Annotated in this window: 9 protein-coding genes; 5 read left to right on the top strand and 4 right to left on the bottom strand. The window is 63.6% G+C overall.

Translation table 11 applies throughout. The annotated features are described in order from the left end of the window. Window positions 1-141 precede the first annotated feature (141 nt). On the bottom strand, window positions 142-2,250 hold the full coding sequence (recG, locus tag JWP26_RS00175) for an ATP-dependent DNA helicase RecG (RefSeq protein WP_299721720.1): 2,109 nt from the start codon (window positions 2,248-2,250) through the stop codon (window positions 142-144). Window positions 2,251-2,361: 111 nt separating this feature from the next. Between recG and JWP26_RS00170 the strand changes: the two genes are divergently transcribed. From JWP26_RS00170 to JWP26_RS00160, 3 genes are all read left to right on the top strand, one after another. Continuing rightward, window positions 2,362-2,640, top strand: a complete 279-nt coding sequence (locus JWP26_RS00170; protein ID WP_299721718.1) for a succinate dehydrogenase assembly factor 2 — start codon at window positions 2,362-2,364, stop codon at window positions 2,638-2,640. Beyond that, window positions 2,637-6,128, top strand: a complete 3,492-nt coding sequence (mfd, locus tag JWP26_RS00165; RefSeq protein ID WP_299721716.1) for a transcription-repair coupling factor — start codon at window positions 2,637-2,639, stop codon at window positions 6,126-6,128. Before JWP26_RS00170 ends, mfd begins: the two co-directional genes overlap by 4 nt. 170 nt (window positions 6,129-6,298) lie before the next feature. Then, window positions 6,299-7,078: an invasion associated locus B family protein gene (locus JWP26_RS00160; RefSeq protein ID WP_299721714.1), complete on the top strand. Its 780-nt coding sequence runs from the start codon at window positions 6,299-6,301 to the stop codon at window positions 7,076-7,078. Between the two features lie 200 nt (window positions 7,079-7,278). Here JWP26_RS00160 and JWP26_RS00155 read toward each other — a convergent pair whose 3' ends face one another. From JWP26_RS00155 to JWP26_RS00145, 3 genes are read right to left on the bottom strand one after another with little or no spacing between them, the layout of a single operon-like run. Continuing rightward, window positions 7,279-8,436 (bottom strand): FAD-dependent monooxygenase, encoded by a 1,158-nt coding sequence (locus tag JWP26_RS00155; protein ID WP_299721713.1) that lies wholly within the window; start codon window positions 8,434-8,436, stop codon window positions 7,279-7,281. Further along, the gene (locus tag JWP26_RS00150) at window positions 8,433-8,903 is read right to left on the bottom strand and encodes a DUF6691 family protein (protein ID WP_299721711.1); all 471 of its coding nucleotides are present in this window, start codon (window positions 8,901-8,903) and stop codon (window positions 8,433-8,435) included. The genes JWP26_RS00155 and JWP26_RS00150 overlap by 4 nt, the downstream gene beginning before the upstream one ends. After that, entirely contained in the window at window positions 8,903-9,355 is a 453-nt protein-coding gene (locus JWP26_RS00145; RefSeq protein WP_299721709.1) for a YeeE/YedE thiosulfate transporter family protein, read from the bottom strand. Before JWP26_RS00145 ends, JWP26_RS00150 begins: the two co-directional genes overlap by 1 nt. Window positions 9,356-9,553: 198 nt before the next feature. Between JWP26_RS00145 and JWP26_RS00140 the strand changes: the two genes are divergently transcribed. Further along, window positions 9,554-10,432: a TerC family protein gene (locus JWP26_RS00140; RefSeq protein ID WP_367184043.1), complete on the top strand. Its 879-nt coding sequence runs from the start codon at window positions 9,554-9,556 to the stop codon at window positions 10,430-10,432. Then, complete coding sequence (locus JWP26_RS00135; protein ID WP_299721707.1) at window positions 10,429-11,400, top strand: quinone oxidoreductase; 972 nt, start codon at window positions 10,429-10,431, stop codon at window positions 11,398-11,400. Before JWP26_RS00140 ends, JWP26_RS00135 begins: the two co-directional genes overlap by 4 nt. Window positions 11,401-11,519 lie beyond the last annotated feature (119 nt).

The following is an 11,519-nucleotide window of genomic DNA, read 5'->3' as shown; positions in this document are numbered from 1 at the left end:
CTGCAGCGTTTCCCCAACCACCGTCCTTCCCACGGACTTGATCCGTGGGCCGTTCGCCACTTGTGCCAAGCTGATAGTGGCCCGCGGATCAAGTCCGCGGGAAAGGACGGTGGGTGTCGGCGCTTCAGTGTCCGCGCTCGATCACCCCGCCCGGAGCAGCGGGATCGCGAGGTCTTTGCGGAACAGGTAGAGCAGGGTTTGCAGGGCCTCCCCGTCCGGGCCGGTCAGGCTGGGATTGGCGGCGAAGGCCGCCTTGGCGTCGTCGTGGGCATAGTCCAGCAGGTGGCGATGGACGTCCGGGACGGCGAGGCGGTAGCCGGGCATGCCGGATTGACGCGTGCCGAGCACGTCGCCTTGGCCGCGGAGTTCCAGGTCGCGTTCGGCGATTTCGAAACCGTCTTCAGTGCCTTTGATGGTTTCGAGACGGGCCTTGGCGGTTTCGCTCAGCGGGTCCTTGTAGAGCAGCAGGCAGGCGGAACGTTGCGCACCGCGACCGACGCGGCCGCGAAGCTGGTGGAGCTGGGCCAGGCCGAAGCGTTCGGCGTGCTCGATAATCATGATCGAGGCGTTGGGTACGTCAACGCCGACTTCGATGACGGTGGTGGCGACGAGCAGTTTGACCTCATTGGTGGAGAAGCGCTGCATCGTCTCCTGCTTGGCGGCGGCGCTCATGCGGCCGTGGATCAGGGCGACTTGATCGCCGAAAACCTTTCGCAGTTCGGCAAAGCGATCTTCGGCGGAGACGACGTCGAGATGTTCGCTTTCTTCGACCAGCGGGCAGACCCAGAAGGCTTGGGCGCCTTCCTCGATACGGGTCTTGAGGCGCTGGATGACGCGGGGGTAGTCGCCGATGGAGAGGACGGCGGTATCGATCGGTTGGCGACCCTTGGGCTTTTCGCGCAGGACGCTAACTTCCATGTCGCCGAAATGGGTGAGCACGAGGGTGCGCGGGATTGGGGTTGCGGTCATCACCAAGAGGTCGGTATGGCGGCCCTTGTCGGAGAGCGCAAGGCGCTGGTGGACGCCGAAGCGGTGTTGCTCATCGACGACGGTGAGGCCGAGGTCCTTGAATTCGACCCCGCTCTGGAACAGCGCATGGGTGCCGACGGCGATGGTGATTTCCCCGCTGGCGAGGCCGGCGAGAATCGGGCGGCGTTCGGCCGCTGGCATCTTGCCGGTGAGCAGGACGCAGCCGAGGCCGGCGGCATCGCAGAGCGGCTTGAGGGTCTTGAAGTGCTGGGATGCCAGCAGTTCGGTTGGCGCCATCATCGCTGATTGCGCGCCGCTTTCGGCCATCGCCGCCATGGCCATCAATGCGACGACGGTTTTGCCGGCACCCACGTCGCCTTGCAGCAGGCGGGACATGCGGTCGGACGAGGCTAGGTCGTCGCGGATTTCCGCGATGGCCTGTTCCTGCCCGGCGGTCAGGGCGAAGGGTAGGGTGGACAGGACGCGGCTGGTGATCTCGCCAGTGAAGGTGCGGGCAATGCCGCGGGCGGCGACCATGGTCGAGCGCACGATCTGCAGAGTCAGTTGGCCGGCCAGGTATTCGTCATAAGCCAGTCGCATGCGGGCAGGGGCCCACAATTCGGCTTCGGCGGGGTTGGTGGGGGTGTGGACCGAGCGCATCGCATTGCCGAAAGTCGGCCAATTGAAATGGCTTAGCGTCGCGGGCGGAATCCATTCGGGAAGTTCGGGGAGCGTCTCGATGATCTGGCGTGTCAGCTTGGTCAGGGCCTTCGAGCTAAGGCCCTGCGTCAGCGGATAGACCGGCTCGACTAGCGGCAGCGTGGCGAACTTGTCGACCTCCACCACGTAATCGGGATGGGTGATCTGCTTTTCGCCGTTGAAGAAATCGATCTTGCCGGAAACATAGCGTTGCTCGCCGACGGGCAGGGCCTTTTCCACCCAACCGCCCTGGGCGCGGAAAAACACCAGTTGCATCTCGCCGGTTTCGTCATGGGCGAAGACGCGGTGCGGCACCTGCGGCTTGCCGCGGGGTGGCGGCTGGTGGCGATCGATATGCAGCAGCAGGGTAACGACCTGGCCGAGATAGGCTTCGGCAATGCCGACCTGACGGGAGCGGTCGACGACGCCGGAGGGCATGTGCATCAGGATATCGAGCGCGATCGCTTCCTGGCCCTCTGGCGCGCCGAAATAGCGCGTCAACAGCGCGGCAAGCTGCGGCCCCACACCCTTGATCGACTGGAGGGAACGGAACAATGGATCGAGGGTTGACGGACGCGACACGATTCGAGGGATCTCCTTGCTCCCAGCCTATCTGGCCGAGCACGGCTGACAAAGGGCGCCAATGACGATAAAGAGAGCGCGCAAATCAACCTCCGCAGGATCATGGCGTCGATGACAGCCGGTGAAGACATTGCTATTCGCCGCAAGATGCTGCGCTACCGCGCCTGGCATCGCGGAACGCTGGAGATGGACCGTGTGCTCGGGCCTTTCGCGGACGCCCATATCAACGCGCTGAGTGAGGCCGATCTCGACCGGTTGGAATCAGTGATGGATCAGGAAGATCCGGCTTTGCTGAAATGGGTCATGGGGCAGGAAGTGCCGCCAGCCGATGTGGATATCGAATTTCTTGGCCGGATCGTTGCGGACCATCAGGCGCGGATGAGCAAATGAACGAGGCCGCCCCGATTCATCCCCCCCGCATGATTGGCAGTGTTCCCGATGGCATGCAGCCGTTGGCGCTGTCGCGTCTTGTAGAACAAAGGCTGGCGGCCGCGCCGGACGATGCGGCGAGCATTGTGTTCGTGGCACGCGACGGGCGGCGGTTGCAGCGGATGGCGGAAATCTTGGCGCAGATGTTGCCGGGCCATACCATCCTGACGCTGCCGGCGTGGGACTGCCTGCCTTACGATCGCGTTTCGCCTAATAACGTCACCATCGCTGCGCGGATGAATACGCTGGCGGCGCTGACCAACGGCTCTACCAAAGGCGCCGTCGTGCTGACCGCGGTCAATGCGCTGATCCAGAAGCTGCCACCGCGCGCTGTGGTGGAGGGCATGTCGTTTTCGGCGGCCATTGGGCGCGTCGTCGATAGCGAAAAGCTGATCGGCTGGGCGGCCAATAATGGCTATCTGCGCGTGCCGACGGTGCGGGAATCGGGTGAATACGCGGTGCGCGGCGGGCTGGTGGACCTGTTCCCGGCCAGCGCGGATTTCCCGCTGCGCTTCGATTTCTTCGGCAGCCAGCTTGAGTCCATTCGGACCTTCGACCCGGATACCCAGCGCACCAATGGCACGCTCAAGCGCATCGACCTGACGCCGATGAGCGAGGTGGTGCTGACCGAAGACACCATTCGCCGCTTCCGCCAGAACTATACCAAGACGTTTGGTGGAAACACTGCGGACGATACGCTCTACGCCACGATCAGCGGCGGCTCGCGCTATTCGGGCACCGAGCACTGGCTGCCGTTCTTCTACGAGCATCTCGATAGCCTGGCCGACTATGTCGGTGACGCGCCGTTTGTGTTCGACGATCAGGCCGCTGAAGCCTTTGCCGACCGGCAGGGGCAGATCAAGGATTACTACGAGGCCCGCGAACATGCGCGGCGGAGCCCGCAGGTTGCGGGGGGCGGGGCGCCGTACAAGCCGGTGGAGCCGCATCTGCTCTATGCCGTCGATCAGCATCCCTACACGCTGGCGGGCGCTTCTGTGCTGCAACTGTCGCAGTATCAGTCGCCTAATGCCAAGGCGTCCGACGATATGGGCGGGCGGATCGCGCCCAGCTTTGCCGCCGAACGGCAGGCGACCGACGTCAATCTGTTCAAGGCTGTGGTCGATCGGCTGATGGCCGAACGCAAAGCGGGGCGTCGGACTGTCGTCGCCTGCTGGAGCCTGGGTACGCGCGACCGCATGGCGCAGGTGCTCAAGGACCACGGGCTGACCAATCCGCGCATGGCGGAAAACTGGCGCGATGCCGAGACCACGAGCGCTGCAACCACTTCGCTGGTCGTGCTGGCGCTGGAAAGCGGCTTCGAGACCAAGGACCTGCTGGTTCTCTCCGAGCAGGACATTCTCGGCGAGCGCATCCTGCGGCCGCAGCGCAAGCGCAAGGCCAGCGACGCGCTGACCGAGGCGGCGAGCCTGAATGCCGGCGATCTGGTGGTGCATGTCGATCATGGTATCGGGCGGTTCCTCGGGCTCAAGGTCATCGAGGCCGGTGGCGCGCCGCATGAATGCGCCGAGCTGCAATATGCCGGCGATACCAAGCTTTATCTGCCGGTCGAGAATATCGAGCTGCTGTCGCGCTATGGTTCGGACGATTCGACCACCTCGCTCGACAAGCTCGGCGGCGTCGCCTGGCAGGCCAAGAAGGGCAAGCTCAAGCAACGCATCCGCGAAATGGCGGAGCAGCTCATCAAGATCGCTGCTGCCCGCCTGTTGACGCGGACAGACCCGGTCGAATTGGTGCCGGGCGCCTATGACGAATTCGCCGCGCGGTTCCCCTATGAGGAAACCGAAGACCAGCTTGCGGCTATCGACGCGGTGTTCGAGGACTTGACGACCGGCAAGGTCATGGACCGGCTGGTCTGTGGCGACGTCGGCTTCGGCAAGACCGAAGTGGCGCTGCGGGCTGCCTTCCTCGTCGCCATGTCGGGCAAGCAGGTCGCCATCGTGGTGCCGACCACGCTACTGGCGCGCCAGCATTTCAAGACCTTCCGCGACCGTTTTGCCGGCCTGCCGGTCAATGTCCGCCATGCCTCGCGGCTGGTATCGGCCGCCGAACTCAAGGCCACCAAAGAAGGCCTGGTCGACGGGCAGGTTGATATCGTCGTGGGCACTCATGCGCTGCTGAGCAAGACCATCAAGTTCCGCGATCTCGGGCTGCTGGTGATCGACGAGGAACAGCACTTCGGCGTTGGCCACAAGGAGCGCCTCAAGGAGCTCAAGGCCAATGTGCACGTGCTGACGCTGACGGCGACGCCGATTCCGCGCACGCTGCAGATGGCACTGACCGGCGTCCGCGATCTGAGCTTGCTGGCGACGCCACCTGTGGATCGTCTGGCGATCCGCACCTTCATTTCGCCGTTCGATCCATTGTCGATCCGCGAGGCGCTGCTGCGCGAAAAGTACCGCGGGGGGCAGTCCTTCTATGTGGTGCCGCGTATCAAGGACCAGCCGGATATCGCGGAATTCCTGCGGGTGCAGGTGCCCGAAGTCTCGTTCGTGGTCGCCAATGGGCAGATGCCGCCGGGCCAGCTCGACGACATCATGAACACCTTCTACGACAACAAGTTCGACGTGCTGGTGGCGACGACGATCGTGGAATCGGGCCTCGATATTCCCAATGCCAACACGCTGATCGTGCATCGCGCCGACAATTTCGGGCTGGCGCAGCTCTATCAGATCCGTGGCCGTATCGGTCGCGCCAAGGCGCGGGCCTATGCGCTGTTCACCGTCCCACCTGACAGAAAATTGACCGACACGGCCGAGCGGCGCCTGGGCGTGCTGCAGTCGCTGGAAACGCTCGGGGCAGGGTTCCAGCTCGCCAGTCACGACTTGGATATTCGTGGCGCGGGCAACCTGCTCGGCGACGAACAGTCCGGCCATATCCGAGAGGTGGGCTATGAACTCTATCAGTCGATGCTGGAAGAGGCCGTGGCCAATCTCAAGAATGGCGATGAGGACTACGAAGACAAGAACGAGTGGAGCCCGCAGATTTCGCTAGGCATGCCGGTGATGATTCCCGAGCACTACGTGCCCGATCTGCAGTTGCGCATGCAGCTTTATCGCCGATTGGGCGACCTGCAGGATATTCGCGAGATCGACTCGGCCGGTGCCGAACTCATCGACCGCTTTGGGCCGATGCCAGAGGAAGTCGAAGCGCTGCTGAAGGTCATCCTGGTCAAAGCACTGTGCCGCGAGGCCAATGTCGAGAAAGTCGATGCCGGTCCCAAGGGTGTCGTCATCAGCCTGCGCAACAACGAATTCCCCAACCCGGGTGCGCTGGTGCGGCTGGTGTCAGATCCGGCCAACCAAGTGCGCATCAAGCCCGACCAGAAGCTGGTTTTTGCCCGCAACTGGCCGACGCCGGACGACCGACTCAAGGGAGCCGCAGCGATTCTGTCGCGGCTGGCCAAGCTGGCAGAAACTGCCAATGCCTGATTATCGCCTTGGTGATCTGTTTAGTGAGGCTTGCCGGAACGACATCGGCCCCATAATGCTTTGGCAAGACCGTACTGTCATGTTATTGCCCGAATTCAGCACTTGAAGGACAGTTCTATTCGAGGTGGCGAAGCGACCACCGGGACTGCCAAGGAAGCCAAGGAAATTCTATGATCTTCAGGAAACCTCTCGTCGCCGGATTTGCGGTGGCCGCGCTCATGCTGTCCTCCGTCGCGACTTACGCCCAGGATGCTACGCCTCCCGCGCCAGCGCCTGCTACCGAAGCGCCGGCACCCGCAGCTCCTGCCGCAACCGATACGCCTGCGGCTCCCGCTGCCGGCGCCGCCGCTACCCCAGCCGCTGGCGCGACAGCGCAGAACTGGCTCAAGGTTTGCGATCCGCTGCCCGATGGCAAGCAGGCCTGCATCATGCGCCAGGTGATCCTGGCGAATGGCCAGTTCCTCGGCTCGTTCCTGCTGCGTGACGATCCGGGCCAGGAAAGCCGTTTGCTGGCCGTCGCTGCTGTGCCGCTTGGCGTGCTGCTGCCGTTCGGCCTGACCTGGCAGATCGACGGCGCCAAGCCGATCCGCGTGCCCTTCATGCTGTGCGACCCGACCTCGTGCGCCACTCAGCTCGTAATCAACGAAGCCTATGTCAATTCACTCAAGAAGGGCGGCACGCTCAAGCTGACCGCCAAGAACCGCCAGAACCAGGACCTGACCATCGAGATCACCCTGGCCGGCTTCACCACTGCCTATGATGGCCCAGCCGCGTTGACCTTCGACGAATTCCAGAAGGAAACCAGTGGTTCCAACGCGCTTGAGCAGGTGCTGCAGGATCGTGCCGAACAGTTGCGCAAGCAGCTCGATGAAGGCGCGACGCCGCCAGCCAATGGCACGACGCCCGCCCCCGCTGCAACTCCGGCCACGCCGGCACCCGCTGCGCCATAATCAGGCTCGACATATCTGGATTGGGGAAGGGCGCCTTGGGCGCCCTTTTCTTTTGGGCGCTCCGCCGTCCATTTGGATATGTCCCCGCTACGCTTTTTCCCGCGGACTTGATCCGCGGACCATTGTACACTTGCGCCATGCTGATGGTGGCCCGCGGATTAAGTCCGCGGGAAGGACCATTCGCTAGTCAGCATTTGCGCCTAACGCGAACCCATGCCGACGGCAAAGGCCTGCTTGCGCAAAGCGGGCAGCAGCTTGAGCGCCCATAGGCCGCCAGCGCGCAGTGCCTGTGCGGGCAGCATATCGGCGAGCAGGGAGCGGAACAGCGTATCCACCATGCCACCGGTGCGGCTCAAGTCGTCGGCGCGACGGTGGGCGTAATCCTCGCTCAGGCGCACCGCCCAATCGGGCTGGGAGCGGTCGGTAGCGGCTAGCGCCGCCGATAGATCTGCAACATCGCGCAGACCCAGATTGAGCCCCTGCGCACCGATGGGCGGGAACGCATGGGCCGCTTCGCCGACGAGCACCACGCCATTGGCGCCAGCGTGATCGACGGTGATGGTGCTGAGCGGGAATATGTGAGTCGGGGTCGCCAGCGTGATCCCGCCGAACAGGCGCTGGGATTTTTCCAGCAACAGGGCGGTCAGCGCTTCCTTGCTCAAAGCCTGCGCCTGCTTGAGCACCTCGCGCTCATCGATCCAGACCAGATTGGCCTTGTTGCCGCCGGCCGGCACCAGGGTAAAGGGCCCGTTGGGATAATGGAATTCGACCGAGGCACCGTCGAGGCCACGACCCAGTTCCAGATCGCAGACCAGAGCGGCTTGCGTGAAGCCGTTCTCGCGGGCGCGAAAGCCTGCGGCGGCGCGCACCAGCGATTTCTTGCCATCGGCGCCGACAACAAGGGGCGCGCGGAGGTGGCTGCCATCCGCAAGAGTGATTTCTGGACCGTCCGCGCCAAGCTCGAACTGCGACAATGGCTGCGCAATCGTCCTCAGATTGGGGAGGGCTTCCATGCTGGCCTGGAAAGCCTCGGTCAGCCGAACATTGGCAAAATTCCAGCCGAAGGCACCGAGCCCTGCCTCCTTGGCGTTGAACACTGTCTCGGGTGCACGTAACAGGCGAGAAGTCGCGTCGATGATGCGGATTTGACTCAGCTTTTGTCCGAATGCCCCCGGCTCGCCAATCAGGCCAGCCGACTGCAGATATTCAACGCTGGGCATCATCAGCGCGGACGTGCGCCGGTCCGGCGGGCCGGCCGGAGCGAGATGGATGGTCGAGAGGCCCGCCTTGGCCACGGCAATCGCCGCTGCCAGACCGGCCAGGCCCCCGCCGACGACAATGGCATCTGCGTCCATCATTGGGCGTCCGCCAGGCGCCTTGCGTGACCGCTCGGGATGATGGCGCTGCCGGCATAGGAGCCAACAAACAGCGCGACGAGGAAAATCCACAGATTGTCCGGCAGGAAGGCGATCAGCGATATCGCCGGCCCCGGGCAAATGCCCGACATGCCCCAGCCAATGCCGAACAGCGCCGCGCCGGCGATCAGTCGGCCGTCGATGCGCTTGTATTCCGGTTCGTGGAAGGCGGTGTCGAATAGCGGCGCCGTCCGGCCCTTGCCGATGCGGACTGCAATGAACATGACGACAATGGCGGGGACGATCACAAAGGCCAGGCTCGGGTCCCAGCCGCCAGTTGGGATGGCGGTGAAATCGAGGAAGCGCAGGACCTTGAGGGGGTCGACCATCTGCGACACATAAAGGCCGGCGCCGAACAGGGCGCCACTAACGGCAGCCGTTGCGAGATAGGGAAGTTTTAGCACGGCCATCAGACGACTCCCGTCACAGTTACGGTGACTATGGCCACGCCGAAGAAGACTAGAACGGCCACCAGCGAGCGCAGCGACAGCCGCGCCAGCCCGCAGACGCCGTGGCCTGATGTGCAGCCATTGCCGAGCTTGGTGCCCACGCCGACCAAGAGGCCGGCGATTGCGAGCCATATTGGGGTTGGAACGCCCCACGCCGCCGGCGCATCAACGAGTATCGCGCGAACATTTCCGCCAACACCAAGACCCGGCAGCAATTTTGCCGCCACAAAGGTCGCGGCGATCAGCGCCACGAGGAAAACCAGCCGCCACACCACAGTCTGCGCTGGCGGCAGCAATTGGCCGAAAATTCCGGAAATGCCCGCGATACGGCCATTGCCCAGCCACAGTACGGCAGCGGCGAGGCCGATCAGCGAGCCGCCAATGGCGGCTGAAAGCGGCGAAAACGATTCCATAAAATCCTCGGAATGCGGACGAATTGCGCAGAGTCTAGCATCCGATAAGCGCCCAAACCAGCAACCGCGCGACCGGTTTGTGCTGCCCGAACCCGCGACAAAGGAACGCTATGCGAAAAACAGCGCTTCCCCGGCTTTCTTGTATGGATGACACACCCTAGATATAGCCATCGCCTGACTCACCCATGGAGCCCGACAATGTACGAACTTTTGGCCGATCCGAACACCTGGATCGCCTTTGCTACGCTGACTGTGATGGAAATCGTTCTCGGCATCGACAACATTGTCTTCATCTCCGTGCTGGTGTCGCGCTTGCCTAAAGAGCAGGCCGACAAGGCCCGCCGGCTGGGCCTGGCGCTGGCGCTGATCTTCCGTATCGCGCTGCTACTGGTCATTTCCTGGATCATCAGCCTGACCCAGCCCGCCATTTCCGCCTTTGGCTTGGACCTGTCGTGGAAAGATTTGATCCTGATCGCCGGTGGTGCCTTCCTCGTCTACAAGGCGACCCACGAAATGCATGCGGAACTCGAAGAGCCGCATGAAAGCGACATGGCCCAGAAGGCGGGCGCCGTATTCGCCGCCATCATTGGCCAGATCATCATCATCGACATGGTGTTCTCCATCGACTCGATCGTTACCGCCGTCGGCATGGCCGACCGCGTCGAAGTGATGATCGCGGCGGTGATCGTCGCCGTCGGCGTGATGTTCGTCGCCTCTGGGCCCGTGGCCAAGTTCGTCGCCGACCACCCGACCACCAAGATGCTGGCGCTGGCTTTCCTCTTGCTGATCGGCGTGTCGCTGGTGGCCGATGGCCTCGGGTTCCACATTCCCAAGGGCTATATCTACTCAGCCATGGCCTTCTCGGTGCTGGTTGAAGCCATCAACATCATCGCCAAGCAGCGCAAGAACCGCGCCAATCCGAACCGGCTGGCCGCCGCGTCAACCGTGCCGGGCAGCCATGTGACGACGCGTGAGATCGAGGCGGCGGTGAAGCCGAAGCCCAAGGCCACGCCAGCCAGGCGCGCGCAATCTCGGCCCAAATCGGCGCCGCGCAAGCCGCGGACGCCCAAGCCATGAACCGGGCGCTGGTCGTTCGCCAGCCGGGCGGTCCAGAGGCGATGCAATGGGAGGAGTGGCCGCTGGCCGCTCCTGGCGAAGGCCAGATCGCCGTTCGCCAGACTGCGATCGGCGTCAATTTCATCGATACTTACCAGCGCTCCGGCCTTTATCCCGTGCCGACGCCCTTCGTGGCGGGCAATGAGGGCGCCGGCGTGGTCACAGCCGTGGGCGCGGGCGTCACTATGTTCAAGCCGGGTGACCGGGTGGCGTATCAAGGCCAGATCGGCGCCTATGCGCAGGAGCGTTTGCTGGTCGCGGAACGTGTCGTGGCCATCCCTGAGGGCGTCAGCGACGAGACTGCGGCAGCTGTGATGCTCAAGGGCTTGACGGCCTATTACCTGCTGTTCAAGACCTGGGCTGTGCAACCCGGAGAAACCATTCTCTGGCATGCCGCAGCAGGCGGCGTCGGCCAGATCGCCACGCAATGGGCCAAGGCCCTCGGCGCGCGGGTCATCGCCACCGTCGGCAGTGCCGAGAAAGCCGCGCTCGCCGAGCAGAACGGCTGCGACGCTGTGATCAACTACAATACCGAGGACTTCGCCGCCCGCGTGCGCGAGCTGACTGGCGGCAAGGGTGTCGATGTCGTCTATGACGGTGTGGGCAAGGCGACGTTCGAAAAGTCGCTGGATTGCCTGCGCCAGCGTGGCCTGATGGTCAGCTTCGGCAATGCCTCGGGCGTTGTCGCCATTCCCGACGTGACCGTGCTGTCGCGCAAAGGCTCGCTCTACCTGACGCGGCCGACCACCGCGCATTATGTCTCTCGCCGCGAGGACTTGCTCGAAGGGGCAGGGGCTCTGTTCGGTGCAATCGCGCGTGGAGACATCAAGGTTTCGATCAGCCAGACATTCCCGCTGGCCGATGCGGCAAAGGCGCATGAGGCGCTGGCCTCGCGCGGTACTACCGGCTCGATCCTGCTGATCCCCTGATGCGAACTCCAGGGGCGCCTGCGGGCGCCTCTGGACAGCTTCGGGCCAAGTGGCTAAACGAGACGCGCTGGGCAGGTGGCAGAGCGGTTGATTGCTCCGGTCTTGAAAACCGGCGAACG

Origin of the sequence: Devosia sp. (genome assembly GCF_028290435.1) — a bacterium.
In the GTDB taxonomy this organism is placed as follows: Bacteria; Pseudomonadota; Alphaproteobacteria; order Rhizobiales; family Devosiaceae; genus Devosia.
Note: the sequence above shows the minus strand (reverse complement) of the source record. Positions and strands in the feature narration are given on the sequence as shown.

What these genes read in the sequence shown, in the direction of transcription:
- JWP26_RS00150 (WP_299721711.1), bottom strand. Translation starts at nt 8,903, where the DNA reads ATGGCCGTGCTAAAACTTCCCTATCTCGCAACGGCTGCCGTTAGTGGC.
- JWP26_RS00140 (WP_367184043.1), top strand. Translation starts at nt 9,554, where the DNA reads ATGTACGAACTTTTGGCCGATCCGAACACCTGGATCGCCTTTGCTACG.
- JWP26_RS00145 (WP_299721709.1), bottom strand. Translation starts at nt 9,355, where the DNA reads ATGGAATCGTTTTCGCCGCTTTCAGCCGCCATTGGCGGCTCGCTGATC.
- JWP26_RS00135 (WP_299721707.1), top strand. Translation starts at nt 10,429, where the DNA reads ATGAACCGGGCGCTGGTCGTTCGCCAGCCGGGCGGTCCAGAGGCGATG.
- mfd (WP_299721716.1), top strand. Translation starts at nt 2,637, where the DNA reads ATGAACGAGGCCGCCCCGATTCATCCCCCCCGCATGATTGGCAGTGTT.
- JWP26_RS00160 (WP_299721714.1), top strand. Translation starts at nt 6,299, where the DNA reads ATGATCTTCAGGAAACCTCTCGTCGCCGGATTTGCGGTGGCCGCGCTC.
- JWP26_RS00170 (WP_299721718.1), top strand. Translation starts at nt 2,362, where the DNA reads ATGACAGCCGGTGAAGACATTGCTATTCGCCGCAAGATGCTGCGCTAC.
- JWP26_RS00155 (WP_299721713.1), bottom strand. Translation starts at nt 8,436, where the DNA reads ATGATGGACGCAGATGCCATTGTCGTCGGCGGGGGCCTGGCCGGTCTG.